Source organism: Rhizobium sp. Leaf311, assembly GCF_001423445.1.
GTDB lineage: Bacteria > Pseudomonadota > Alphaproteobacteria > Rhizobiales > Rhizobiaceae > Agrobacterium.
In genome coordinates, this window is the sequence record NZ_LMNZ01000004.1 from 827,386 (window position 1) to 853,524 (window position 26,139).

Annotated in this window: 26 protein-coding genes and 1 tRNA gene; 21 read left to right on the forward strand and 6 right to left on the reverse strand. The window is 57.3% G+C overall.

Annotated elements, in window-relative coordinates:
• The first annotated feature begins 51 nt into the window (after positions 1–51).
• From ASF69_RS09740 to ASF69_RS09775, 8 genes are all read left to right on the forward strand, one after another.
• Positions 52–660, forward strand: coding sequence for a ubiquinol-cytochrome C chaperone family protein (locus tag ASF69_RS09740; protein ID WP_062587274.1), 609 nt, complete (start codon positions 52–54; stop codon positions 658–660).
• Complete coding sequence (locus ASF69_RS09745; protein ID WP_062587054.1) at positions 657–1,220, forward strand: DUF177 domain-containing protein; 564 nt, start codon at positions 657–659, stop codon at positions 1,218–1,220. Before ASF69_RS09740 ends, ASF69_RS09745 begins: the two co-directional genes overlap by 4 nt.
• A 100-nt stretch (positions 1,221–1,320) precedes the next feature.
• Entirely contained in the window at positions 1,321–2,382 is a 1,062-nt protein-coding gene (plsX, locus tag ASF69_RS09750; RefSeq protein WP_062587055.1) for a phosphate acyltransferase PlsX, read from the forward strand.
• Positions 2,383–2,385: 3 nt separating this feature from the next.
• Complete coding sequence (locus ASF69_RS09755) at positions 2,386–3,357, forward strand: beta-ketoacyl-ACP synthase III (protein WP_062587056.1); 972 nt, start codon at positions 2,386–2,388, stop codon at positions 3,355–3,357.
• Positions 3,358–3,500: 143 nt separating this feature from the next.
• Positions 3,501–3,839 (forward strand): integration host factor subunit alpha, encoded by a 339-nt coding sequence (locus ASF69_RS09760; protein ID WP_062587057.1) that lies wholly within the window; start codon positions 3,501–3,503, stop codon positions 3,837–3,839.
• 159 nt (positions 3,840–3,998) lie between these two features.
• The gene (locus tag ASF69_RS09765; RefSeq protein ID WP_062587058.1) at positions 3,999–4,535 is read left to right on the forward strand and encodes a MerR family transcriptional regulator; all 537 of its coding nucleotides are present in this window, start codon (positions 3,999–4,001) and stop codon (positions 4,533–4,535) included.
• A 110-nt stretch (positions 4,536–4,645) separates the two neighbouring features.
• Positions 4,646–5,344, forward strand: coding sequence for a hypothetical protein (locus ASF69_RS09770; protein WP_062587059.1), 699 nt, complete (start codon positions 4,646–4,648; stop codon positions 5,342–5,344).
• A 64-nt stretch (positions 5,345–5,408) separates the two neighbouring features.
• Positions 5,409–5,494, forward strand: a tRNA-Leu gene (locus ASF69_RS09775).
• 6 nt (positions 5,495–5,500) lie between these two features.
• Here the strand turns inward: ASF69_RS09775 and ASF69_RS09780 are convergent.
• On the reverse strand, positions 5,501–6,961 hold the full coding sequence (locus ASF69_RS09780) for a TrkH family potassium uptake protein (protein ID WP_062587060.1): 1,461 nt from the start codon (positions 6,959–6,961) through the stop codon (positions 5,501–5,503).
• A gap of 89 nt (positions 6,962–7,050) precedes the next feature.
• Between ASF69_RS09780 and ilvA the strand changes: the two genes are divergently transcribed.
• Positions 7,051–8,325: a threonine ammonia-lyase gene (gene ilvA, locus ASF69_RS09785; RefSeq protein WP_082469693.1), complete on the forward strand. Its 1,275-nt coding sequence runs from the start codon at positions 7,051–7,053 to the stop codon at positions 8,323–8,325.
• A gap of 63 nt (positions 8,326–8,388) precedes the next feature.
• Positions 8,389–8,700, forward strand: coding sequence for an HlyU family transcriptional regulator (locus ASF69_RS09790; protein ID WP_062587061.1), 312 nt, complete (start codon positions 8,389–8,391; stop codon positions 8,698–8,700).
• A 72-nt stretch (positions 8,701–8,772) separates the two neighbouring features.
• Here the strand turns inward: ASF69_RS09790 and ASF69_RS09795 are convergent, their stop codons facing one another.
• The gene (locus ASF69_RS09795) at positions 8,773–9,387 is read right to left on the reverse strand and encodes an FMN-dependent NADH-azoreductase (RefSeq protein WP_062587062.1); all 615 of its coding nucleotides are present in this window, start codon (positions 9,385–9,387) and stop codon (positions 8,773–8,775) included.
• A gap of 133 nt (positions 9,388–9,520) precedes the next feature.
• On the opposite strand from ASF69_RS09795, the gene ASF69_RS09800 reads away from it, so the two are divergent.
• From ASF69_RS09800 to ASF69_RS09815, 4 genes are all read left to right on the forward strand, one after another.
• Positions 9,521–10,498, forward strand: coding sequence for a LysR family transcriptional regulator (locus ASF69_RS09800; protein WP_062587063.1), 978 nt, complete (start codon positions 9,521–9,523; stop codon positions 10,496–10,498).
• Positions 10,499–10,647: 149 nt separating this feature from the next.
• Positions 10,648–12,483, forward strand: a complete 1,836-nt coding sequence (ilvD, locus tag ASF69_RS09805; protein ID WP_062587064.1) for a dihydroxy-acid dehydratase — start codon at positions 10,648–10,650, stop codon at positions 12,481–12,483.
• Between the two features lie 148 nt (positions 12,484–12,631).
• Positions 12,632–13,309, forward strand: a complete 678-nt coding sequence (locus tag ASF69_RS09810) for an SDR family oxidoreductase (protein WP_062587065.1) — start codon at positions 12,632–12,634, stop codon at positions 13,307–13,309.
• 93 nt (positions 13,310–13,402) lie between these two features.
• Complete coding sequence (locus ASF69_RS09815; protein WP_062587066.1) at positions 13,403–14,395, forward strand: serine hydrolase; 993 nt, start codon at positions 13,403–13,405, stop codon at positions 14,393–14,395.
• A 29-nt stretch (positions 14,396–14,424) separates the two neighbouring features.
• On the opposite strand, the gene ASF69_RS09820 is transcribed toward ASF69_RS09815, so the two are convergent.
• Complete coding sequence (locus ASF69_RS09820; RefSeq protein ID WP_062587067.1) at positions 14,425–14,778, reverse strand: lysozyme inhibitor LprI family protein; 354 nt, start codon at positions 14,776–14,778, stop codon at positions 14,425–14,427.
• Between the two features lie 166 nt (positions 14,779–14,944).
• Here ASF69_RS09820 and ASF69_RS09825 point away from each other — a divergent pair, with 166 nt between their 5' ends.
• Both ASF69_RS09825 and ASF69_RS09830 read left to right on the forward strand, forming a co-directional pair.
• Complete coding sequence (locus tag ASF69_RS09825; protein ID WP_062587068.1) at positions 14,945–16,351, forward strand: DegQ family serine endoprotease; 1,407 nt, start codon at positions 14,945–14,947, stop codon at positions 16,349–16,351.
• Entirely contained in the window at positions 16,348–17,664 is a 1,317-nt protein-coding gene (locus ASF69_RS09830) for a replication-associated recombination protein A (RefSeq protein WP_062587069.1), read from the forward strand. The genes ASF69_RS09825 and ASF69_RS09830 overlap by 4 nt, the downstream gene beginning before the upstream one ends.
• A 15-nt stretch (positions 17,665–17,679) precedes the next feature.
• Here the strand turns inward: ASF69_RS09830 and ASF69_RS09835 are convergent, their stop codons facing one another.
• On the reverse strand, positions 17,680–17,991 hold the full coding sequence (locus ASF69_RS09835) for a DUF1883 domain-containing protein (protein WP_062587276.1): 312 nt from the start codon (positions 17,989–17,991) through the stop codon (positions 17,680–17,682).
• Between the two features lie 253 nt (positions 17,992–18,244).
• Here ASF69_RS09835 and ASF69_RS09840 point away from each other — a divergent pair, with 253 nt between their 5' ends.
• The 3 genes from ASF69_RS09840 (at position 18,245) to ASF69_RS09850 (ending at position 21,243) form a co-directional block, all read left to right on the forward strand.
• On the forward strand, positions 18,245–19,435 hold the full coding sequence (locus ASF69_RS09840; protein WP_062587070.1) for an extensin family protein: 1,191 nt from the start codon (positions 18,245–18,247) through the stop codon (positions 19,433–19,435).
• 111 nt (positions 19,436–19,546) lie between these two features.
• Complete coding sequence (locus tag ASF69_RS09845; RefSeq protein ID WP_062587071.1) at positions 19,547–20,485, forward strand: ABC transporter ATP-binding protein; 939 nt, start codon at positions 19,547–19,549, stop codon at positions 20,483–20,485.
• Positions 20,482–21,243, forward strand: a complete 762-nt coding sequence (locus ASF69_RS09850; RefSeq protein WP_062587072.1) for an ABC transporter permease — start codon at positions 20,482–20,484, stop codon at positions 21,241–21,243. Before ASF69_RS09845 ends, ASF69_RS09850 begins: the two co-directional genes overlap by 4 nt.
• Before the next feature lie 74 nt (positions 21,244–21,317).
• Here ASF69_RS09850 and tyrS read toward each other — a convergent pair whose 3' ends face one another.
• Positions 21,318–22,571, reverse strand: coding sequence for a tyrosine--tRNA ligase (tyrS, locus tag ASF69_RS09855; protein ID WP_062587073.1), 1,254 nt, complete (start codon positions 22,569–22,571; stop codon positions 21,318–21,320).
• 149 nt (positions 22,572–22,720) lie between these two features.
• Between tyrS and ASF69_RS09860 the strand changes: the two genes are divergently transcribed.
• Positions 22,721–23,845, forward strand: coding sequence for an anhydro-N-acetylmuramic acid kinase (locus ASF69_RS09860; protein WP_062587074.1), 1,125 nt, complete (start codon positions 22,721–22,723; stop codon positions 23,843–23,845).
• Positions 23,846–24,015: 170 nt separating this feature from the next.
• On the opposite strand, the gene ASF69_RS09865 is transcribed toward ASF69_RS09860, so the two are convergent.
• Complete coding sequence (locus ASF69_RS09865) at positions 24,016–24,693, reverse strand: alpha/beta hydrolase (protein WP_062587075.1); 678 nt, start codon at positions 24,691–24,693, stop codon at positions 24,016–24,018.
• 213 nt (positions 24,694–24,906) lie between these two features.
• On the opposite strand from ASF69_RS09865, the gene ASF69_RS09870 reads away from it, so the two are divergent.
• A complete protein-coding gene (locus ASF69_RS09870; protein WP_062587076.1) occupies positions 24,907–26,076 on the forward strand; it encodes a cysteine desulfurase family protein in 1,170 nt (389 codons plus the stop codon).
• The last annotated feature ends 63 nt before the right edge of the window (positions 26,077–26,139 follow it).

The window sequence follows — 26,139 nt, forward strand, 5'->3', positions numbered from 1 at the left end:
CTCAACGGCATTGCAATTCTTCGGTGCTTCGGTAAACCAGCTTTGGCAATCATGCAACACGGGCAACGGGCGAGACGCGATTTCGTCGATCAATATTCGGAAATTTCGATGGTCTTCGGTCTTTTTAAGAAGAAAAACAACAATCGCGTCATCGTCGACAGGCAATATGCTGCGCTGACGACAGCTGCACGGCAACCCGGTTTCTATCTCTATCTGAACGTGCCGGACACCGTCATGGGTCGTTTTGAGCTTCTGGCCATCGTGATGATTCTGTATTTCCGCCGCACCAAGAGTTCGCAAACCAGCGGGCAGGAGATTGCGCAGGAAATAATCGATGCGTTTTTTCAGGACCTGGATCACTCCATGCGGGAGCTTGGCATCGGGGACCAGGGTGTTCCGAAGCGCATGAAGAAATTCGCCGGAATGTTCTATGGCCGTCTCGAATCCTATGCCGCCGCTTTGGACGGCGATGATGTGGATGCACTTGCAGCAGCCCTTGCTCGCAATATATATCCGCAGTCAGAAGCGACCCCTGCAGATATGCGGGGACTTGCCACCTGGATGATGGCTGCTTCCGACGCATTGACGGCTCAGTCGGAAGACCTCATCGCGACAGGGCAAGTCACGCTGCCCACACCGGACTTTAAGAGGTTACCATGAACTCGCACCTAGCGGCCAACGACGACGTCCCTTTTTCATACCTGGTCAAGGTAGGCCATATTTCTGCCAATCCGGTCAGGATTGGTCTCTCCGCGAACGCCGAGGAATTAAAGGGCCTGGCGAAATTGTGGGATGTCGTATCGGTGGAATACCTGAAAAGCGAGCTGCAGGTTACCCGCTGGAAGAAGGACGGTTTGAAAATCACGGGCGACGTACGCGCTGCGCTGACGCAGTCCTGCGTTGTAACACTGGAGCCGGTCTCAAGCGTGATCGACGAGAAAATCGAGCAGATTTTCGTGCCGGAAGGTTCAAAGCTGGCGCGCTTGATGCCGAATGAGCAGGGCGAGATTGTTCTTGATCCTGACGGTCCGGATATCCCCGATCAATTCTCCGGCGATACGATCGACGTCGGTGTCGTCGTGGCCGAATTTGCAGCGCTTGCCATCGACCCTTACCCCCGCAAACCGGATGTGGATTTCTCGGAATACACGGACGAGAAGGCGGATGCAGATAAAAAACCATCGCCATTTGCGGTGTTGAAAGATTGGAAAAAAGACTGAATGCGGTTGGTCAAGCCCAACAATTCAGTTGTAAGCGGGCGCGGAAACGGTATTTTCGCGCAAAATTCCACCGCACAGCGGTAAGAAGGATCAGGGACGAGTGATCAGAATAGCAATTGACGTCATGGGCGGAGATTTTGGCCCTGATGTTGCCATTCCCGGCGCTGCCAAGGCGCTGGATCGGCATAACGATGTGACTTTTTTGCTCTACGGGCAAAAAAGCAGATGCGAACCTATTCTGGCGCAGTTTCCCAAGCTTCGCGATAACTCGCAGTTTTTCGACTGCGAGGTTTCTGTCACCATGGATGAGAAGCCGAGCCAGGCGTTGCGCCGTGGTCGCTATGTCTCCAGCATGTGGCGCGCCATCGAAGCCGTGAAGGTCGGCGAGGCCGATGTCGTCGTTTCCGCTGGCAATACCGGTGCGTTGATGGCAATGGCAAAATTCTGCCTCCGGACCATGGCGCGCATCGAGCGCCCGGCAATCGCCGGTATCTGGCCCACCCTGAAAGGTGAGAGCATCGTTCTTGACGTTGGCGCAACAATCGGTGCCGACTCCCAGCAGTTGCTCGACTTCGCCCTCATGGGCGGCGCAATGGCCCGTGCCCTTTTCGATATCGACCGCCCGACCGTCGGACTTCTGAATGTCGGCGTGGAAGAGGTCAAGGGACAGGAAGAAGTGCGCGAAGCCGGTCGCCTTATCCGCGAGGCCGGTCTCAGCACCATCAACTACCGTGGCTTCGTTGAGGGCAATGATATCGGCAAGGGTACAGTCGATGTCGTCGTTACCGAAGGCTTCACGGGCAATATTGCCTTGAAGACCGCCGAAGGCACGGCTCGCCAGATCAGCACACTGCTGAAGGAGGCGATTTCGCGCAGCTTCATAGCCAAGATCGGCTATATTCTGGCCAAGAGCGCCTTTGACGTGCTTCGCGAGAAAATGGATCCGCGCAAGGTCAATGGCGGCGTGTTCCTCGGCTTGAATGGCATTGTTATTAAAAGTCACGGCAGCACTGACGCGCTCGGCTTCGCTTCCGCGGTAGATGTCGGCTATGACATGGCTCACAACGGGCTGACCGCAAAAATAGAAAATGATTTGAAGGCTTACCACGCCAGAAGGCTTCCACCCCCGGAGCCTGAAGTGCTCGTAGCTGATGAGGAATAAGAGATGATCCGCTCGATTATACGTGGTTTCGGTGCGGCGCTGCCTAAGCGCGTCATGACAAACCAGGACATTGAAGCGATCGTCGAGACCTCTGATGAGTGGATCGTTCAGCGCACCGGTATCAAGCAGCGCTACATCGCGGGCGAGGGGGAAACGACGTCTTCGCTCGGAGAGCAGGCTGCACGCGCGGCGCTTGAAAACGCTGGCATACGGCCAGAAGACATCGACCTGATCATTGTTGCGACATCGACGCCGGACAACACCTTTCCTGCAACAGCAGTCAATATTCAAAATCGCCTCGGCATCACCAGCGGCTTCGCATTTGACGTTCAGGCGGTTTGCTCTGGCTTCGTTTATGCCATGGCAACAGCTGACCTCTACATTCGCGGCGGCATGGCAAAACGCGTCCTCGTCATCGGTGCCGAAACATTCTCGCGCATTCTGGACTGGACGGATCGCACCACCTGCGTGCTGTTTGGCGATGGCGCCGGTGCGGTTGTGCTCGAGGCAGGAGAGGGCGAGGGCAAGACATCTGACCGTGGTATTCTGACCTCTAATCTACGCTCGGATGGGTCGCATAAGGACAAGCTCTATGTCGATGGCGGCCCTTCCACAACCGGAACGGTAGGTCATCTGCGGATGGAAGGCCGGGAAGTCTTCAAACATGCTGTGGGCATGATAACTGACGTCATCGAAGCTGCTTTTGAGGCAACGGGCACTACGGCAGACGATCTGGATTGGCTGGTCCCCCACCAGGCAAACCGCCGTATCATCGATGGTTCTGCGAAAAAGCTCGGCATTCCCACGGAAAAAGTCGTGATCACGGTAGACCAGCACGGCAACACATCGGCAGCCTCCATACCTCTCGCTCTGGCAGCAGCAGCGTCTGACGGTCGGATCAAAAAGGGCGATCTGGTGATGCTGGAGGCGATGGGTGGCGGCTTCACCTGGGGTGCAGTTCTTCTGCGATGGTAAAATCTGCTTCACGAAAACATGTAAGCCATTGCCACTATTGCTGGAAATCCCTAAACGAATCCGGAAACTTTGCTTGACCGGTCGCCTCTAGGGCAATAATCTTGACCGGGTTCAACGAAAAGAAGAGAGCGGTGCGGGGAAATATGGCCGGGAAAACAGTCACACGTGCGGATCTAGCCGAGTCTGTGTTTCGTAAAGTGGGGTTATCTCGAACCGAATCCGCCGAACTGGTTGAAACCGTCATCGACGAGATTTGCAACGCCATAACACGCGGTGAGGTTGTCAAGCTCTCTTCGTTTGCGACGTTCCAGATCCGCGAAAAGAACGAGCGAATCGGCCGCAACCCCAAGACCGGCGAAGAAGTGCCGATTTCACCGCGCCGCGTCATGACCTTCAAGGCATCCAACGTTCTCAAGCAGCGGATACTGAAAGCGCATTCCGCGCGCAAGGCAAAGCAGAAGAGCCAGAAGTCAGGCTCCTGACACATCTGCCACCCTCTCGATGTTTCTACAGGCAGGGCGCGTAGTCTTGTTGTGAAAACAGTTGAATTTCAACCGACAAGTCGTTGAAATAAGAACGATTCGCATCGTACCTTTCATCGTGTCTTGTAATCCTGCCTTTGGTCTGGATAGGAGTTGAACTTGGATAAAAGCCCCGACGCCTTTCGAACGATCAGCGAAGTTGCAGAAGATCTTGACCTGCCGCAACACGTGCTCCGTTTCTGGGAAACAAGATTTCCGCAGATCAAGCCGATGAAACGGGGCGGGGGGCGCCGCTATTATCGCCCTGACGATGTGGACTTGTTGAAGGGCATCCGTCATCTGCTTTACGACCATGGCTACACGATCAAGGGCGTCCAGAAACTTCTGAAGACCAATGGCAACCGCTTTGTATCAGCAATTGCGTCCGGTGACCTCGCCACGATGGAAGCCATCATGGCGCAGAGCGGTGAGAAGGAGACCGCCGAGCCCCGCATCGCACATGCCGATGAGGATGAAGTCGTCGGTCGGCCCAAGGCAAAGCCCAGCGGGCGTTTCTTTGGATTTGGTGGCGCCTCGGACGACACGCCGGAGATATCGATCGGCAAATCGAGCATCAGCAAGGATGATCGCGCGCTTTTGCAGGAAGCGCTTTTCGATCTGCTTGAATGCAAGCGCTTGCTCGATCAGGTCCGCTGATTCTCTGTACGGCCTGTGGATAATTCAGTTTTTTGACGGGCATTTGTTTTAAATGCCAACCTTTCGGAAACTCCTTGGACGGATAATGCTCACCGACAAGGAGTTTTATCGTGAGCAAGAGAAAAACGACAAGCCGCCGCCGGTCTACCGCCAAGTCCGGCGGATCTGGTCTCTGGTCTTGGTTGTTGCTGTTCGGCGTAGCGGTCGGCGGCATTCAGGTCTACGAGCATCGTGACAGTTTGCTACCTCAGATGAAAAGCACGGTTGCGTCAGTTTCAAAAACGATTGCACCGCCACAGAAGCCTGCGAGCAGGGAAGTCGCTTCCGAGCGTCAAAGGCCAACACCGGTGCAGACCTTTGCTCTTCCGGCCTCAGGCGCACCCGTTCCGCCACGTGCCATCGCCATGCCGTCCAACGCCCAGACGCCAGCCTCTGCCTCGCCCTTGCCACGACCGCAGGTCCAGACCGTTTCTCTAGGCGGAAAGCCCGAAACCTTTGCATTCTGCGGCCGCTCCGGCCTCAACAATTGCGTAGCTGATGGAAATACCTTCTGGCTCAAAGGCGTCAGGATGACGCTTGCGGGCATCGATGTTCCCCAGACGGATCAGGCTCGTTGCCTGGAAGAACGTCAGAAAGGTTTTGCCGCCAAGGTGAGGTTGCGGGACATGCTGAACGCCGGTGGCTTCCAGGTCGCTGCAGCCGGCGGCGCAACAACGCTGTCGAGATCCGGCGTTTCCTTTGCAGACCAGCTGATGCGGGAAGGTCTGGCGCGTCCGCAAGGTGCCAGAAACAAATCCTGGTGCGGTTAAATTGCCCCGACACGCACCCGCCCCGTTGACCACAGCCGGTTGCGCTGTGTAGATAAAACCGCAAGCGGACGTGGCGGAATCGGTATACGCAGCAGACTTAAAATCTGCCGGCCCATGGTCTTGCGGGTTCAAGTCCCGCCGTCCGCACCAGCATTTTCAGCTCTTCCAGAACAGTGGCATCATCAGCACAAGCACCGTCAGGATTTCCAGGCGGCCGAGTAGCATCATGATGGATAGCAGGTAGAGTGCCGGGTCCTTTATGGTGGAGAAGTTGCCTGCGGGGCCGATGGTGGGGCCGACGCCGGGGCCGACATTGGCGAGCGACGTTGCAACACCGGAGGTCGCTGTCAGCAGGTCGTAGCCCATGGCGCTCATGGCGAGGCTGCCGCCGATCCATAGGGCAAGGAAGCAGCTGAGAAACAGGAAGACGTTGCGGACGATCTCGGCATCCACCACCTGCTGGCCGTAGCGTACAGTGTAGACCGCGTCAGGGTACAGAAGCTTCTTCAGTCCTGTTTTGACGACACTGTAAACGATGACGAAGCGATAGGCCTTGATACCGCCTGCTGTCGACCCTGAACATCCGCCCATGAAGGTCGCGAAAAAGGCGACAAGCACGACGAATGGCCCCCATAATGTATAATCGTCGCTGGCAAAACCGCCGGTCGACAGGATGGATGTCATATTGAAGAAGGCGTGGCTGAGCGCAATGTCGAGCGGTACGCCATTTGTCAGGTGGTGATAGACGCCGACAGCGAGAGAGATCGCGCAGAGGTAGCCGATGAAGACGCGAATTTGCGGGTCGTGAAGAATATCCATTCGCCCACGTACGGCCAAAAGGATCATCACGGAGAAAGGCAGGCTGCCCAGTATCAGAAAGAAGGTCGCAATCCACAGCAGCGCGACATTGTCGCCAAAGAATGCAAACGAGGCGTCGTGTGTCGAGAAACCGCCCGTCGCGACCGTGGACATGGCGTGATTGAGCGCATCGAAATGCGTCATGCCAGCAAAATCATAGGCAATTGTGCAGGCCAGCGTTATGACGACGTAAATGCCGACAAACGCCTTGGTGAAGCTGGCCAAGCGAGCGAAAGGGCGATCGTTGCCCGTATCTGACGATTCCATGCGGAAAAACGTCATGCCGCCAACGCGCAGCAAGGGCAGGATAAAAAGGCCAAGTGCGACGATACCGATACCGCCCAGCCAGCAGAGCAGTGAGCGCCAGATAAGAATACCCTGGGGCGCCTTGTCCAAGCCGGAAATCACCGTTGAACCTGTCGTGGTGATGGCGGATACGGATTCGAACAAGGCCTGCCCGAAGCTGAGGTTCAATTCGGACAGATAAAGCGGCAAGGCACCGACGAGGGAAAACACCAGCCACAAGACGTTCACCAAGAGAAAACCGAACCTCTTGTTGAAGGTCGGCATGGGTGCACGCGTCGCCAGGGCACCGGCCAGAGCCAGTCCACCGAACATGAAGCCGGAGATGGCGAAGACCGCCCAGTCATTGTTTCCGTAGTAGAGATCGGTCATGGCTGGAATGAACATGGCCGTGGCCATGTAGAGCCCGAACACAGAAGCGATATAGAGGACTGCGCGCAGAAGATTGCTGTTCAATAAATGGAACCCTGATCGTGTGAGGCGTACCGAAGTTGCGCAAAGAGTCTTTGTGTCATGCGTTTTCCTATGGCATAGCGGGTGCCATCGTGAATTTCAATGGATTGAAAATCGTGGACAAACTGCTTGTAGAAGCCGCTCGGCGTGAAGTGAGGGAACTGTTTCCCGAAACGCCGTTGCAGTTGAATGAACATCTCAGCCGCCGCTATGGTGCCGAAATCTGGCTCAAGCGCGAGGACCTCACGCCTGTTCGTTCCTACAAGATTAGAGGCGCATTCAACTTCCTGCGAAAGGCTGTCTCTTCTACCGGCAAGAACAAGGTTTTCGTCTGCGCATCAGCGGGAAATCACGCGCAGGGCTTTGCCTTCGCGTGCCGCCATTTCGGCGTGCATGGTGTGGTTTTCATGCCGGTCACGACCCCTCAGCAGAAAATCGACAAGACCCGCATCTTCGGCGGCGAGTTCATCAAGATCAGGCTCGTCGGCGACATTTTCGACCAGTGTTATGCTGCGGCCCGCGCCTATGTGGAAGAAAACGACGCGTACATGGTGCCGCCATTCGATCATAAGGACATTATCGAGGGGCAGGCGACCGTTGCCGCCGAGATCATCGACCAGCTGCCGGACAATGTTGCGCCGGACCTTCTGGTCATGCCTGTTGGCGGCGGCGGTCTTTCCGCCGGTCTTTCCGGTTTCTTTGAAGGGAAAGTCGCCAGCACTGGCTTCGTATTCTGCGAGCCCGAGGGTGCGCCGAGCCTGAAGAAAAGCCTGGAAGCGGGTGAGCCTGTCACGCTCAACAAGATCGATAATTTCGTGGATGGCGCTGCCGTTGCGCGCATTGGCGACCTGAATTTTGAGGCGCTGAAGCATTTCCCGGCAGAGCAGGTCGAGTTGATTGCTGAAAACGCAATCTGCGTCACCATTATCGATATGCTCAACCTGGAAGGCGTCGTGCTGGAGCCAGCGGGCGCGCTGTCCATCGCTGCGCTTGAAAAGATGGGCCGGGAGCGACTGGAGGGCAAGCGGGTCGTCTGTGTTGTTTCCGGCGGCAATTTCGACTTTGAACGTCTGCCAGACGTCAAGGAACGCGCCATGCGATATGGCGGCGTGAAGAAATATTTCATTCTTCGCTTGCCTCAGCGCCCCGGTGCCCTGCGCGATTTCCTCAATCTGCTTGGACCCGATGATGACGTTGCGCGTTTCGAGTATCTGAAGAAATCCGCACGCAACTTCGGCTCGATCCTCATCGGCATCGAGACAACAGAGCGGCAGAACTTCGTTGGCCTGTTTGAACGTTTCGAAGAGGCGGGTCTGGGTTACGAGGACATAACCGAAAACGAAATCCTCGCAAACCTGATCATCTGACAGGCATAACGGCTGGGCAGGGCTCGTGTAGCCTCCCCCAGAAACGCAACAGGAAGGGTATCAATGGCTTCGTTCTTCTCGAAACTTTTTTCCGCCTTCGGCTCGTCGCCATCGGATGACGGCCCGAAAAAGGCCGAAACCAGCGAGGGACATCCCTATAAGGACTGCGTCATCTACGCGACGCCCCTGAAGGAAGGCAGCCAATACCGTCTCGCTGGCCGCATTGAGAAGAAGGTGGGAGAGGAAACGCTTGCGCATGATTTCGTGCGCGCTGATGTCTTCACCAGCCTGGACGATGCCGTGGAATGCACCATTCGCAAAGGGCAGCTGATCATCGACCAGAACGGCCCGAGCTTGTTCTCAGACAAAAAATAACGGCCGCGAGAGCCGCGCAGCCGTTATCATCAGATAGGAAGGGCGGCGTTGCAAAACGCCGCCCTTGTCAAATCAGGCAGCCTTGGCCAGCTCTTCAACCTTTGCAGTTGCAGACGCGATTGCCTTTTCTGCCGCTTCCGGTCCGAATGCCAGACCTTCGATGCGGATCACTTCGACGTCCGTCAGGCCAAGGAAGCCGAGAACGGTCTTGAGGTAAGGAACAGCGTGGTCCATCGCTGCTGCCGGGCCTTCCGAGTAAACGCCAGCAGAAGACAGAACGATGTAAACCTTCTTGCCGGTTGCGAGACCAACAGGGCCGGATTCGGTGTAGCGGAACGTCATGCCAGCGCGGGCGACATTGTCGATCCAGGACTTCAGGCCGGAATAGATGGCGAAGTTGATGAGGCCGGTGCCGATGATGACCGTGTCGGCTTCCATCAGTTCTGCAACGCGCTTGTCGGAATATTCAGCAGCAGCTGCTTCCTGTGTGTCGCGCTGCTCGGGAGCCTTGCGAATAGCCGAAGTGGTGACCTGATCAAGGTGAGGAATAGGGTTCTGGCCGAGATCGAGATGCGTGATCGAGCCGTTGGACTGTGCCTTGATCTTCGCCGCCAGGTCGCCTGCAAATTTGTTGGACAGGGATTCTTCGGCGCGGGGGCTCGATGTAATGAGGAGAATCTTCGACATTTGAAATATCCTTGTTTCCATTGGGAGGTCGGATGGGGCAGGGAACCCAATCGTTGCAGCCTATATCCACGAATGTTCTCATCGAGAAAACTGTGATAATGTTGTTGCTACCTATCGAGAAACTGGATGGACCATGGAAGCGAACCCCACTCTAGACCAATTGCAGGTGTTTCTGGCCGTTGCTGAAACCGGTAGTTTTTCGGCGGCATCGCGCGCGCTTAACCGGGCGCAGTCGGTTGTCAGCTACACCATTGCCAATCTGGAAACGCAGCTCGAGGTTACGTTGTTTGAACGCAACGGCGTGCGACAGCCAAAGCTGACCGAGGATGGCGCCGCCATGCTTGAACATGCGCGGCGTATCGTGGCCGGGCTTCAGGATCTGCGTGCTCGCGCAAGAGGACTCAAGCAGGGGCTGGAGGCGGAGGTTTCCATCGCGATCAGCACCATGGTTCCCGCAGAAGCGGTGGTGGAAGTTCTGCGTGAGTTTCGTGTGCAGTTTCCAACCGTTACACTCAACCTCAATGTCGGTGAGCTTGGCATGGTCATGGAAATGGTCCAGTCACGCAAGGCGGGTATCGGTATTGGTGGAGCGATGTTCCATCAGGATGACGGGTTGGTCATCGAGAAGGTCGGTCATTCTTTCCTGATTCCGGTCGCTGCGGCAGATCATCCGCTTGTCGCACTCAATCGTCCGCTGACGCTCGCGGATGTGCGCGAAGAAGTCCAGCTTGTCGTGACCGATGCGTCCGGGCTGACCAAGGGCAAGGACTTCAATGTGCTGTCCTACAAGAAATGGCGCGTCAGCGACATCGCAACCAAGTATCAACTGATCAAGGGCGGGCTGGGATGGGGCGGTCTGCCCGCATCGGTGGTGCGTAACGATATCATCAATGGCGACCTGAAGGCGCTGGATCTCGATGCCTATGAAGGCGGCGAATATCCCCTCTATGCCTTGCATAAGGCCGATACGCCCTGTGGGCCAGCAGCGAAATGGCTGGTCGAGGCATTCCAGCAGCGGCTGTCCCGTTGCCCTGATCATGAAGGCTTCATGGCTCACATCAAGCCGGTCTATACAGACGAGCCACCAGCTCTGAAAGACGCGGCTGAATAATCCGTACCGTACCGAACCGTACTGTTTCGCCGCAAGGTGACAGTGACAGGCGGACGGCTTTGAAGTAGAAACCTTGCCAAAGCGAGGGGCAGGGCTGTCGGCTCTGTGGCAGAACCCCCTCCGCAACGGACAAATCGAGGAATAAGCACATGCCAGTTTATCGCTCCAGAACGACAACCCATGGCCGCAACATGGCCGGTGCCCGTGGCCTGTGGCGCGCCACCGGCATGAAGGATGGCGATTTCGGCAAGCCGATCATTGCGGTCGTGAACTCGTTCACTCAGTTCGTGCCCGGCCACGTCCATCTTAAGGATCTCGGCCAGCTGGTTGCGCGCGAGATCGAGGCCGCTGGCGGCGTTGCCAAGGAATTCAACACGATCGCAGTGGATGACGGCATCGCCATGGGGCATGATGGAATGCTGTATTCCCTGCCGTCGCGTGAAATCATCTCCGACAGCGTCGAATACATGGTCAACGCCCACTGCGCAGACGCCATGGTGTGCATTTCCAACTGCGACAAGATCACACCCGGCATGTTGAGCGCCGCCATGCGCCTCAATATCCCGGCCGTCTTCGTGTCCGGTGGACCCATGGAAGCGGGTAAAGCCGTTTTGCACGGTAAAACCGTTGCACTCGACCTCGTGGACGCCATGGTCGCTGCGGCTGACGACAAGATTTCCGACGAGGATGTCCAGGTGATCGAGCGCTCTGCTTGCCCGACCTGCGGTTCCTGCTCGGGCATGTTTACGGCAAACTCCATGAACTGTCTGACCGAAGCGCTCGGTCTTTCCCTGCCGGGCAATGGTTCGACGCTTGCAACGCATTCCGACCGTAAGCGCCTGTTCGTTGAGGCCGGTCATCTTATCGTGGATCTCGCACGCCGTTATTATGAGCAGGATGACGAAAGCGTTCTGCCGCGCACCATTGCAAGCAAGCAGGCTTTTGAAAACGCAATGTCGCTGGATATCGCCATGGGCGGTTCTACCAATACGGTTTTGCATATTCTGGCCGCAGCCCATGAAGGCGGGGTCGATTTCACCATGGAAGACATCGACCGCCTGTCGCGCAAGGTGCCCTGCCTTTCAAAAGTGGCACCGGCCAAGCAGGACGTGCATATGGAAGATGTTCACCGCGCCGGTGGCATCATGCGTATTCTGGGCGAGCTGGACCGTGGCGGCCTTATCAACCGCGATTGCCCAACCGTTCATGAGCCGACGCTGGGCGACGCAATCGACCGTTGGGACATTACCCGCACCAATAGCGAAACGGTCCGCCAGTTCTTCAAGGCAGCACCCGGCGGCGTGCCGACGCAGGTCGCGTTCAGCCAGTCCTCGCGTTGGGATGAACTGGATACGGACAGCGACAACGGCGTTATCCGCTCGGTCGAAAAGCCTTTCTCCAAGGATGGCGGCCTTGCCGTGCTCTACGGCAACATCGCGCTCGACGGCTGCATCGTCAAAACGGCTGGCGTCGACGAATCCATTCTGAAGTTCAACGGTACGGCTGTCGTCTACGAGAGCCAGGACTCTGCAGTTAAGGGAATCCTGTCGAACGAGGTCAAAGAAGGCGACGTTGTCGTTATCAGGTACGAAGGCCCGAAGGGCGGTCCGGGTATGCAGGAAATGCTCTATCCGACCAGCTATCTCAAGTCGAAGGGGCTGGGCAAGGCCTGCGCCTTGATCACCGATGGCCGGTTCTCCGGCGGTACGTCGGGCCTTTCCATCGGCCATGCGTCACCTGAGGCAGCGCAGGGCGGAGCAATCGGTCTGGTCCGCAACGGCGATGCGATAGAGATCGACATCCCGAACCGAACCATCAACCTCAAGGTCTCCGATGCCGAGCTTGCGGCGCGCCGCGCCGAGCAGGATCAGCTTGGCTGGAAGCCTGCGGAATTCCGCAAGCGCAACGTTACAACAGCGCTCAAGGCCTATGCCGCTTTCGCATCGAGCGCCGACAAGGGTGCAGTTCGCATTTTGCCGGAGTAAAGCTCAGGCTATCCATGAGAGAGCCGCCCGGTCACGCCGGGCGGCTTTTTGCTGTCTGGCGTCTGGCGTTTCATTTGCGTCAGTGCAGGAACCCGCGCTTTGCCCGGACGTTGGGCGAGTACTTGAAATGACCAGACGGAGAATCGGCATGAAACGAGCAATCGTGACCGGCGGCGCAGGTTTGATTGGCGCGGGTATTATCGAAGCCTTGGCGAGAGACGGCTGGACGGTAGCGTCGTTCGATCTGGAAGAGGGCGAGAGCGATGCACAGCATGTCCATTGCGATGTCGGCGATGAAACATCCGTTCTTGGGGCGTTTCAGGAGCTTGGCTGGGACAGTCTGGACCTTCTCGTCAATAATGCCGGCATCGCCAGCCCGACCAACGGTCCAATCCACGAACTTTCTCTCGCCGACTGGCGCAAAGTCACGGATAGCCACCTGACGGGCGCCTTTTTGATGACCAGATCCGCTGTGCCATTGATGAGCGATGGCGCTTCCATCGTCAACATGGTCTCGACACGCGCTTTCATGTCGGAGCCGGAGACGGAGGCCTATGCGGCCTCCAAGGGTGGGCTCGTTGCACTCACGCACGCATTGGCAGTCAGCCTTGGTCCCGACATTCGCGTCAATGCAATTGCACCAGGCTGGATAACCAATGACACGGATCTGCGGGATAAAGACCATGAGCAGCATCCTGTCGGAAGAGTGGGGAACCCCGGCGATATCGCAGATGCCGTCGCTTATCTGGCGAAAGCCGGCTTCGTAACCGGCCAGGTTCTGGTCGTAGACGGTGGCATGACGAAGAAGATGATTTACGAAGAGTAGTCCACGGGGAAGACTTTGCATTCCGACCGTTTGGCAGGTCACAAAAGGGTTACAGGCCTTTTGGCCTGCCAATAAAAGACTACCTACGTTCTTATGAAACGTCGCGCCGCACTTGCCATCTTCGCCACACTCCCTTTTGCCTCCAGCATTCGCGCGCAGACGTCCAGAAATGTGGATGAACTGCTTCGCAGCGCCGATGAATTGCCAAGTCTCAAGACCGTGATCGTCAGCGTGGATGGCAGGGAGACGGCCAGCCGCGCTTATCATGGCGCGTCACTCAATGGGTCGACCAATATCAAGTCGGCTTCCAAATCGATCCTGTCTGCCATGGTTGGAATGGCGATTGATCGAAAGATCCTTGACGGTGTCGACCAGCCCGTTGCCTCGGTGCTGCGTGGAGATTTCCCGGCCAATCCAGATCCGCGCCTGGAGCGCGTGACCATCGGAAACCTTCTGTCCATGCAGTCGGGGCTGGAGAGAATGTCTGGCCCCAATTATGGCCGGTGGGTTTCCAGCCGCAACTGGGTGCGGATGGCGCTTGGCTCCGGTTTTGCCGGAGAGCCGGGCGGCGGTATGTTGTACTCCACCGGTTCAACCCATCTGCTATCGGCAATCCTGACCAAGGCGTCCGGAAAATCCACCCTTGCACTTGCAAGAGACTGGTTTTCACCGCTTGAAGGCTTCAGGATTGGTGCGTGGGAGAGGGACCCGCAAGGTATCTATCTCGGCGGAAACCAGATGGCGATGACATCGAGATCGCTCCTCGCCTTTGGAGAACTTTATCGCGGAGGCGGCGTGACGCCAGATGGCAAGCGGCTCTTATCGCAAAGCTGGGTAGACCAGTCCTGGGTCCAGCGAACAAACTCGGTTTTCAATGGTGATGGCTATGGCTACTGCTGGTTTATCAAGGAAATGTCGGGAGAGACAGTTTACTACGCGTGGGGCTATGGCGGGCAGATGCTCTACATCGTTCCCACGAAAAAGCTGAGTGTTGTCATGACATCTCGCGAAGATGCGCCATCAGCGCGCACCGGGTACCGAGACCAGTTGCACGGGCTGATGGCTGACATTATCTCCGCGTCTTGAATTGAAGATGTCTTGTCGAGTCGCGCTTATTAGAGCGGGCGGTTGATGTTCTGGAAGGCTTCGCCGAGCTTCTTCATTCGCTCATCATAGGCTTTGGTCAGACATTCGGTATCAGCCGCGCAGGCTTCGCGGCTCTTCAGCCATTCGCTCTGCTCGGTGCGCAGCGTGTCGCGGGCACCCATTGCCATGAGCTGCGTCAAAATGTCGAACGTGGTTGCCATGCGGACGTCCTGATCGTTCAGCGCCCGGTTTTCGCAAATGGTCTTTTCGTCGGCTTTGAGGTCGGTCTTCGTGCAGTCGAAGCTTGCGGCGCCGACGGGTGAGCCGTGCGAATATGATGCAAGTACAATCATTGCAGTCAGGATTTTTTTCTTCAAATGCATGTGGATCTCTTTTCCAGAACCGGACTTTATATGCGGTCTTAAGTCCGAATCACCACATCTTGTTCCACAACTGTGTTTGGGCAGCGGTTTGTCATTATCTTGCCGCCCTTTGATTTATAGGCTGAGGCATTATAACTCCATCATATTGATGAGGATGAGGAATCACATGCCAAGCATGGCGAAGTATCTGACCACCGCCCTTGTGGCGACTATGCTCGTTCTGCCTGCACACGTGCGGGCGCAGGACAGCAAGACCGTGCCATCCAGCACCGCAGAAATGCAGCTTTCCTTCGCGCCTCTTGTAAAGCGCACTTCCGGCGCCGTGGTAAACGTCTATGCCGAACGGGTCGTGGAGCGCCGCGCTTCGCCCTTTGCCGGCGACCCATTCTTTGAGCAGTTCTTCGGCCAGCAATTGCCCAATCGCACCGAGAAGCAATCCTCCCTCGGTTCGGGCGTCATTGTCACGGCAAGCGGGCTCGTCGTTACCAACAACCACGTCATCGATGGCGCGGACGACATCAAGGTCGCACTCGCTGATGGTCGTGAATTTTCTTCCAAGGTACTCCTGAAGGATGATCGCATCGATCTCGCGGTGCTGAAGATCGATGCCAAGGAAGAGTTTCCTGTCCTGCCACTTGGCAACTCGGATGCGACTGAGGTCGGTGATCTGGTGCTGGCCATTGGCAACCCATTTGGCGTCGGGCAGACGGTAACCAGCGGCATCGTTTCGGCTCTTGCCAGAAATCAGGTCACTCAAGGTGACTTCGGCTTCTTCATTCAGACAGATGCATCCATCAACCCCGGCAACTCGGGTGGTGCCCTGATGAATATGGGCGGAGAGCTGATTGGCATCAACACCGCCATCTTCTCGCGTGGTGGTGGCTCGAACGGCATCGGCTTCGCCATCCCGGCAAATCTGGTCCGGGTGTTCCTAGCTGCAGCCGAAAAGGGCGATACCAGCTTCCAGCGTCCCTACGTAGGCGCGACGTTTGACCCTGTGACATCTGAAGTGGCCGAAGCGCTTGGCCTCAAGCGCGCACGTGGGGCACTGGTGGTCAGCGTCGTCAAGGATGGACCCGCCGAGAAGGCTGGCATCGAGCCCGGACAGGTGGTGACGGCGGTCAACGGTATCGAGGTTGAGCATCCCGATGCGCTGGGGTATCGATTGACGACCGCGGGCATCGGCAAATCCGCGAAACTGACCCTGATCGACAAGGGCAAGGAAAAGACGGCGACAATCGCGCTCGATACGGCGCCTGAGACAGCACCGCGTGACGAACGCCTGCTGGAAGGCCGCAATCCTTTTGCGGGCGCAACGGTTGCCAACCTTTCGCCAAAGCTTGCGGATGAGTTGCGCATGCCAACCAGCACCGCAGGCGTCGTCATTGTCGAGGTCAAACGCAATTCGCCAGCCGCACGGGTGGGTTTCCAGCCAAAGGACATCATCATGTCCCTCAATGGAACGGAAATGACGTCGACGGCGGATGTGGAGCGCGCACTGGAGGATAATCCCGGTTTCTGGCGTCTGGAAATCGTCAGGGATGGCCAGCGCATCCGGCAATTCCTGCGATGAGTGGCGATCTCTTTGCTCCTCAGGTTCCGGCAGAGGTCGCCAACCGGCGACCCCTTGCTGACCGGCTGCGTCCGACGACCATCGCAGAGGTCACCGGCCAGTCACATCTGACGGGCGAAGAGGGCGTGCTGCGCCGAATGATCGAGAGCGGTTCCCTGGGGTCCATGATCTTCTGGGGCCCGCCCGGTACTGGCAAGACGACGGTCGCCCGCCTGCTTTCAGGTGAAGCAGGGCTAGCCTTTGAGCAGATTTCGGCCATTTTCTCAGGCGTCGCAGATCTGAAGAAGGTTTTTGAGAGCGCGCGGACGCGGCGGATGAACGGTCGGCAGACGTTGCTCTTCGTGGATGAGATCCACCGCTTCAACCGTGCCCAGCAGGACAGCTTTCTCCCGGTCATGGAAGACGGGACGATAATCCTTGTCGGCGCTACGACCGAAAACCCATCCTTCGAACTCAACGCCGCGCTTCTGTCGCGAGCGCGGGTTCTGACCTTCAAATCGCATGATGAGGAAAGTCTCGCCGAATTGCTGGCGCGTGCGGAATCCGTCGAGGACAAGCCGCTGCCGCTGACGGATGATGCCAGAGCGGCGTTGATCCGCATGGCAGATGGCGATGGTCGTGCTGTGCTGACGCTGGCCGAAGAGGTCTGGCGTGCCGCGCGCAAGGACGAGACATTCGATACGGAAGGGCTGACACGCATCGTTCAGCGCCGTGCGCCAATCTATGACAAGGCGCAGGACGGCCACTACAACATGATATCGGCGCTGCACAAATCCGTGCGCGGTTCTGATCCCGATGCTGCGCTCTACTATCTTGCGCGTATGTTCGACGCGGGCGAGGATCCGCTGTATCTCGGTCGTCGTCTGGTGCGTATGGCGGTGGAAGACATCGGTCTTGCGGACCCGCAGGCGCTGGTCATCTGCAATGCGGCCAAGGATGCCTATGATTATCTCGGTTCGCCGGAAGGCGAACTCGCGCTCGCGCAGGCCTGCGTCTACCTGGCGACGGCGCCGAAATCCAATGCGGTCTACACCGCATTCAAGGCTGCAACCCGCGCGGCCAAGGAAAGCGGCTCGCTGCTACCGCCCAAGCACATTCTGAATGCTCCGACGAAGTTGATGAAGGGCGAAGGCTATGGCGATGGTTATCGCTATGACCATGACGAGCCCGACGCCTTTTCAGGACAGGATTATTTCCCGGAGAAAATGGGGCGCACTACATTCTATGATCCGCCCGATCGCGGTTTTGAACGCGATATTCGCAAGCGGTTGGACTGGTGGGCCAAGCTTCGGCGGGAACGTAACGCCAAATAGGGCAGGTGCTCCTGCTCAGGATGCGCGTCGTGTGATTGCCGCTTGTTGTGGCGGCAGCATCTTCACGGATGATTCCGCGAGTGCGGCATGTCCCTCGCAATCCACGATCAGATGCCAGTGCGATGTTTCTGGAATGACAACGCGCAGTGGCGACTTCTTCGCTACGCCGCCAAGATACTTGAAGTCGAGCATTTCGGTAAAACGCTGGTAATTGCCCGAATTCATCAGTCGGACATTGTTGATAGCGTTTAGCGAAACCTCGATGATTGCGCCTGCGCGCAGTTCCTTCAGGTCGTAATGGGTAAAGCGGAAGCTTGGCTTGGCCATATGGGTCGCCCTTATTTCGTAGCTCAGTCTCATAAGGTTACGCCGCGAGGATTAACGCTTTCTTTCATCGTCCCGTCAGAACCCTCACTTCTGATGCCGAGGCAGAGGGAAATCGGCGCGACCTCAAATCTTCCTCATGCAAGCATTCGCTGATGATTATAGAGGTGCGCATGAAAAGGGTTCGTTTACCAAATTTGTTTAAGATTTAGCTTGATTGCCGCGCGTTGCGGCCGCTGAAGGTGCAGGTTCTGGTATGGCGTATGTTTCCCTTCCGCGTCGCTTGGTGACGTTACTGACAATGTCGACGGTGATCGTATCGTGTTCGGCGGAAGGGCTTGTCCCTCCTGCCGACGTCGATGGCGCAACCAGGGTCAGCTCCATTCAATCGTCCCGTCAACAGAATTACAGCGCGCCCTCCAGCCCCGTCGTACCGGGTCAGCCTGTCGAGCAATATGCGCCGCTCGAGCAGCCGATGCCGGCGCAAACGCCTTCGCGAGACCCGCTGCTGCAGGCCGCTCCCGGACAGCAATATTCCACGCTGGATGATCAACAGGCACGTCTGGGTGGGCCAACGCCGCAAATGTCGAATGAGATGGCCGAGGGGCAGGGCGGCGTCAATATGGACGACGGACTGGGCGTTGCGCCGGTGCGTGGGCTGGCGGAAGAGCAGGACATGGATATTGCTGCGCCCGGTCCACAGCCTGTAGATGACGCGATGAACAGCCAGATGTCTGCTCCACCGTTGCAGCGTCGACAGGTAAACAGCCAATCGCGCCTCATTCCTCCGCCCGGCGAAGGCCAGAGGCAGCGTCAGCCGGTGCAGGATGTGGCGATGATGATGCCGCAGAACCCGATGCAGGAGAGCAGGATGTCATCTCCACCGGGTATGATGCCCGCGTCGGAGATTTCCTGCCGCTCCGAATTGCGCAGGCTGGGCGTGGCGTTTCGGGATGTGGGTCGCGTGTCGGATGGCCCCACCTGCGGCATTGATTACCCGATCGAGCTCAGCGGTCTTGCCAGCGGCGTCGCTATCCGCCCTGCGGTAAAGCTCAATTGCCAGGTAACGCTCGCCTTTGCCAAGTGGGTAAAGTTCGAGCTCGTTCCTTCGTCGCGCTTCCGCTATCTCTCCGGTGTCGAGCGCATCACGCCGATGGGCGGTTATTCCTGCCGCAAGATGAACTCGCGCTCCAGCAATCCGTGGTCGGAGCACGCGCGCGGCAACGCCATCGATATCGGCACCATCACGCTTAAGAACGGCAAGGAAATCGATGTGCGCAAGAAGAGCTTCTTTGCGTTTCGTGAGAAAGGTCTGCTCAAGGCGGTGCGCAGCGACAGCTGCAAGTATTTCTCGACGGTTCTTGGACCGGGCAGTGATCCCAACCACTGGAACCATTTCCATTTCGATCTTAGAACCCGTAAGTCCGGCTACCGCCACTGCGATTGAAGATTTTGGCGGAATGATAGCGCCAATGCGGCATCATGCCGCCTCGGGGATGGCTTTTTAGGAGTCTGGAACCTATATGCTTTCAATACGGATTACGTTGAAAGATGCCCCATGAATTCCCCGCAAAATCCAATTGTTTCCATCCAAAATCTCACAAAATCCTACGCCAACGGCTTTCAGGCGCTCAAAGGTGTCACCCTTGATATCTACAAGGGTGAGATTCTTGCGCTTCTGGGACCGAATGGCGCCGGAAAGACAACGCTGATTTCCATCATCTGTGGTCTGGTCAATCCGGGCGAGGGACGCGTCCTTGTTGATGGACATGATGTCGTCGGCGATTTCCGCAGGACGCGGGAGTTGATCGGCCTCGTTCCGCAGGAACTGACGACGGACCAGTTCGAGACCGTCTGGAACACCGTTTCCTTTTCCCGCGGCCTGCATGGCAAGAAAAAGAACCCCGAGCTTATAGAGCGCATCCTCAAGTCCCTGTCGCTCTACAGCAAGAAGGACAACATGCTTCGCGAGCTCTCCGGCGGCATGAAGCGGCGCGTGCTGATTGCCAAGGCGCTGGCGCATGAGCCGCAGATCCTTTTTCTGGACGAGCCGACTGCGGGTGTCGACGTGGCCCTTCGTCGCGACATGTGGCAGGTGGTCGAGGAGTTGCGGGCGACGGGCGTCACCATCATCCTGACCACGCACTACATCGAGGAAGCCGAAGAGATCGCCGATCGCGTTGGTGTCATCAACAGCGGCGAGTTGTTGCTTGTCGAAGAAAAGACCGCACTGATGCAGAAGCTCGGCCGCAAGCAGCTCTCGCTGGAACTGGCCGAACCCATCAAGGTGCTGCCGGACAGTCTTTCCCGGTTCCAGCTCTCTCTTTCGCAGGATGGCAGCTGTCTGACCTACGAGTATGAGGGCAATGGCGAGCAGAGCCAAATTGCCGATCTTCTCTCGGCACTCGCAAGCGCCGGCATTCATTTCAAGGATATTTCGACACGCCAGAGCTCGCTGGAAGATATTTTCGTGGCGCTGGTGGGAGGTCAAAAATGAACTTCGAAGCCATCAAATCCATCTATCTCTTCGAAATGGCCCGTACACGCCGCACCCTGTTGCAGAGCGTGGTTTCGCCGGTCATCTCGACCTCGCTCTACTTCATCGTCTTCGGCACGGCCATCGGCTCACGCATTCAGGAAGTCGATGGCGTATCCTACGGCGCGTTCATCACGCCGGGCCTGATCATGCTCACGCTTCTGACGCAATGTATCAGCAACGGCTCATTTGGAATTTATTTTCCAAAATTCACCGGCACGATCTACGAAATTCTATCCGCTCCCGTAGCGATGACCGAGATACTCGCAGGCTATGTCGGAGCGGCGGCAACGAAGGGGCTATTGATCGGCACGATCATCCTTTTGACGGCTTCCTTCTTCGTGGACGTCTCGATTGCTCATCCATTCATGATGGTGCTTTTCTTCGTTCTCACCGCCATCAGTTTCAGCCTATTCGGCTTCATCATCGGCATGTGGGCTACCAATTTTGAGCAGCTCAACCTTATTCCCATGCTGGTCATACCGCCTTTGACATTCCTTGGCGGGAGTTTCTATTCCATCAGCATGTTGCCGCCATTCTGGCAGACGGTCAGCCATTTCAACCCGGTGCTCTACCTGATCAGCGGTTTCCGCTGGAGTTTCTACGAAATATCGGACGTCAATCCGCTGCTCAGCCTCGGCATGATCGCCATCTTCCTCGCGGCCTGCCTGGGCGTAATCGGCTGGATGTTCAAGACAGGGTATAAGTTGAGGAACTGATCCTTCACTCGCACATCAAAACAAAAAAGGCAGCGCGAAGGCTGCCTTTTTTCGTTGTGTGGTGGTTTGAAACCTCACGCAGGCCGAACGAGAATGTGCTTCTTCTTGCCCAACGACAGCTTGATGACGCCATCTGCCGTGATCTCGCCAGCGCCGATAACCTGACGCTCGTCCGACATGCTCTGGTCGTTGATCTTGACCGCACCGCCCTGAACGTGCCGGCGGGCTTCGCCGTTGGAAGCGGCAAGGCCAGCGCGCACGATCAGCGACAACAGGCCAAGCCCCGCCTCAAGTTCGCTCTTCGGCACTTCGATGGAGGGCAGGTTGTCGGCAAGCGCACCTTCTTCGAATGTCTTGCGTGCTGTTTCGGCAGCCTGCTCGGCATTTTCACGGCCATGCAGCATGGCGGTGATTTCGGTCGCGAGGATCTTCTTGACTTCGTTGATTTCCGAGCCGCCAAGCGCCGAAAGGCGGGCGATCTCGTCCATCGGCAGCGTGGTGTAGAGCTTCAGGAAGCGCGACACATCGGCGTCTTCGGTGTTGCGCCAGTATTGCCAGAAGTCATAGGCCGAGAGCATATCCGGGTTCAGCCAAACGGCGCCATTCATGGACTTGCCCATCTTCGCACCTGACGACGTCGTCAGAAGCGGCGAGGTCAGCGCGTAAAGCTGTGGTGTACCCATGCGGTGACCGAGGTCGATACCGTTGATGATGTTGCCCCACTGGTCCGAGCCGCCCATCTGCAATCGGCAGCCGGTGCGCTTGTTCAGCTCCACGAAGTCGTAGGCCTGAAGTATCATGTAGTTGAATTCGAGGAAGGACAGCGACTGCTCGCGGTCCAGACGTGTCTTGACGCTGTCGAAGGACAACATGCGATTGACCGAGAAGTGACGGCCGACATCACGCAGGAATTCGAGGTAGTTGATGTCACGCAGCCAGTCGCCATTGTTGATCATGAGCGCAGGCGCGGTTGCGGCATCGTAATCGAGGTAATTCGAGAAGACCCGCTTGATGGAGGCAATGTTGCTTTCGATCGTATCGACCGTCATCAACTGCCGCGCCTCATCCTTGAAGGAGGGGTCGCCAACCATGCCGGTGCCGCCGCCCATAAGCGAAATCGGCTGGTGGCCGGTCTTCTGCATCCAGTGCAGCATCATGATCTGGATCAGACCGCCAGCGTGCAGGCTGGGTGCGGTCGGATCAAAGCCGATATAGGCAGTCACGGTTTCCTTGGCAAAGAGTTCATCGAGACCTGCCTCGTCGGAGATCTGGTGAATAAAGCCGCGCTCATCGAGCGTGCGGAGGAAATCGGACTTGAACCTGGACATAACCTTTTTCTTTCTGGTTGGGTCTGTTGCATCACTGAAATGCCAGTGAATGCCGCGCCCTTAGCATTGTTTTTTGTAAATTGCACCCGTTTGCGCCATGAATATCGGCAATCGGTAACGGGTTGATTCCATCTGGCAGGAGAGCGGACATGGGCGAGGTCAAAACAGCGATAGGGCTGATGAGCGGCACGTCCATGGATGGCATCGATATCGGGCTGTTGCGCACGGATGGCGAAAGCGTGGTTCACCACGGCCCCAGCGGCTATTTCCCCTATGATGCCACGCTGCGCGCCACATGGCAGAAAGCGCTTGTTACGGCAAAATCCATTCGCGAGCGCAAAGAGCGTCCGCAGGATCTGGCGGAGGCGGAAAGGATACTGACGCTTGCCCATGCTGCAACGGTCAAATCCTTCCTTCACCGTCATGGCTTGGCTGCCGATGAAATCGACATCATAGGCTTCCACGGACAGACGGTTCTGCACCGACCGGATGATGGGCTAACGGTGCAGATTGGCGACGGTCCGCTGCTGGCTGAGGAAACCGGCATCGCAGTCGTCTATGATATGCGTGCGAATGATATGGTCCATGGCGGGCAGGGCGCACCACTCATTCCGGTCTATCACGCAGCCCTTGCCGCCAATCTGCCGGAGCAGTTCGAAACGCCTGCGGTGTTCGTGAATATCGGCGGCATTTCCAACCTCACCTATATCGGCGAGAGCGGCGAGCTTGCAGCCTTCGATAGCGGCCCCGGCAATATGCTGATCGACCAGTGGATCGAGGCGCATACCGGCAAGGCTTACGACAAGGGCGGTGCTACCGCGGCACGGGGTGCGGTGGTCCCATCACTGGTGGAGCGCTATATGGAAAGCCCGTTCTTTTCCTCAAATATCCGCCGGTCGCTGGATCGCTCGGATTTCATGCCGCCTGCAACGGGTGAGGTTTCGCTGGAGGATGGTGCACGTACGCTGGCGCATCTGACGGGTGCCGCCATTCTGAAGTCTGCCAGCTATTTGCCGGAGGGCGCCAAGACCTATGTCGTTTGTGGCGGTGGCCGGCTGAACCCCGTCATTATGCATGAGTTCGCGACCCAGGCCGCGACACTTGGTGCAAAGGTGATCGCCGCAGAGGACGCGGGCTTTGATGGCGGTGCAATGGAGGCCGAAGCCTGGGCCTATCTCGCCGTGCGGTCGCTAAGAGGCTTGCCCCTGACCTATCCCGGCACAACAGGTGTGAGGGAACCGGTGACGGGTGGGGTTTTTGCGCGCAATGTATAAGCTTTCCGTCATGCCGGACTTGATCCGGCATCCAGTCAGACCAGGTCCTTGGTCTGGATTAAAGTCTTTCGCCGCGCAGACGCGCGGCTGCTGGATTCCGGCTAAAGGCCGGAATGACGGGGATAGAAAGCTCCGCGCCGTCGTCCGGCGCGGGGCAGGAATGCAAGTCTTCAACGAATCCGCTTCGCCGCAGGCTCAGGCACCAGTTCGCCGTTGAGGCGGCGGTCCAGATAGTCTTCGCACTCGCTCATCAGCGTATCCACCTGTCCATTGAAGAAGTGGTTTGCGCCGGGAACGGTGCGGTGGGTGATGAGGATGCCCTTCTGGGTCTTCAGCTTTTCAACCAAACCGTTGACGTCCTTTTCAGGTGCTACCTTGTCGGCATCGCCATTGATGATGAGGCCGGAGGATGGGCAGGGCGCGAGGAAGGAGAAGTCATAGGTGTTGGGCTGCGGCGCAATCGACATGAAGCCTTCGATTTCCGGGCGGCGCATCAGAAGCTGCATACCGATCCACGCACCGAAGGAATATCCCGCCACCCAACAGCTCTTGCTATCAGGATGCAGGCCCTGCACCCAATCCAGCGCTGATGCTGCGTCGGAGAGCTCACCGGCGCCGTGATCGAATTCGCCCTGGCTGCGGCCAATCGAGCGGAAATTGAAACGCAGTGTGGTAAAGCCGCGCTTCTGGAACAGGTAGAACAGCTGGTAAACGATCTGGTTGTTCATCGTGCCGCCAAACTGCGGGTGCGGATGCAGGATGATGGCAATCGGGGCGCTTTTTTCTTTTGACGGCTGGTAACGGCCTTCGAGGCGACCCGCAGGGCCGTTGAAAATGACTTCGGGCATTGGTACTCCGGTCGTGTTTTTCTATTTCTGACGCTTCCATGCGCAAGAAGACTTGACGCGGATGGTCAGCTTTTCTAAAACCCAGTTTAGAATTATTCGAAACTTCGCGTGCCTTAAGCACTGTTGGACGTGTCATAAGGCAAGCGCGACTGAAATTTCAAGGAAAATGCGCTTTCGCGCATCAATCATAGGTAAACAGAAGCAAATTCCCGTATGAGCACCACGATGCGCACATATCTCGACTGGAACGCGACAGCGCCTCTGCTGCCAGCCGTTCGGGATGCGCTTGTCCGGGCGCTGGATTTGCCTGGCAACCCGTCGTCTGTCCATAGGGAAGGTCGGATGGTGCGCGCCGAAATCGAAGCCGCCCGTCGCGATGTAGCGGCACTGGTTGGTGCGGAAGTGGCCCATGTCATCTTCACGAGCGGTGCGACCGAGGCTGCGAATCTCGTTCTTTCGCCTGCTTTCAAGATGGGCCGGGCGGCGCTGTCTGTCGGGCATCTCTATGTTTCGGCCATCGAACATCCCGCAATTCGCGAGGGTGGGAGGTTTGACAAGGCGGATGTCAGTGAAATCGCGGTAACATCTGAGGGCACTCTCGATCTCGCCGCGCTGGAGCAGGCCCTGGCATCCCATGATGCTGCCAAGGGTCTTCCCATGCTGGCGCTCATGCTGGTCAACAACGAAACCGGAATTATCCAGCCCGTGGAAGATGCCGCGCGCCTCGTTCACGCAGCGGGCGGCTTGCTTGTTGTCGACGCCGTTCAGGCTGTTGGACGTATCGCAGTCGATATCCAGACGCTCGGTGCGGACTTTCTTATTCTGTCGTCTCACAAGATTGGCGGTCCCAAGGGCGTAGGTGCGCTGATTTCCCGCGGCGAGGTGATGATGCCGAAGCCATTGATCCATGGCGGCGGTCAGGAAAAAGGCCATCGGTCCGGTACGGAAAACACATCCGCCATCATCGGCTTTGGTGTGGCGGCGTCTGAGGCTCTTGGCAGGCTCGATGGGGAAGCCATGCGGATTGCGGGGCTTCGCGCTGTACTGGAAGACGCGATGCAGACGGTCGCGCCTGATGTGATCATTCATGGCAAAGACGTGAGCCGTGTCTGCAACACGACCTTCTTCACGCTGCCGGGATTGAAGTCCGAAACGGGCCAGATTGCTTTCGATATTGAAGGCGTGGCGCTGTCTGCGGGATCGGCCTGTTCTTCCGGGAAAGTCGGGGAAAGCCACGTGCTGACAGCTATGGGGCAGGACCCGAAGCTGGGTGCGCTGCGCATTTCGCTCGGCGCTGCCACGCAGCGGGCAGATATCGACAAGGCCATCGCCGCCTTCGCCACAATAGCGGGACGGCGAAAACGGGCCGTGCAGGCCGCTTAGGGCCAAAAACAATTGCGGAAAGTCAAAATTCCGCTTGCCGGAGAGTGTGAAAAGCGCCATCCG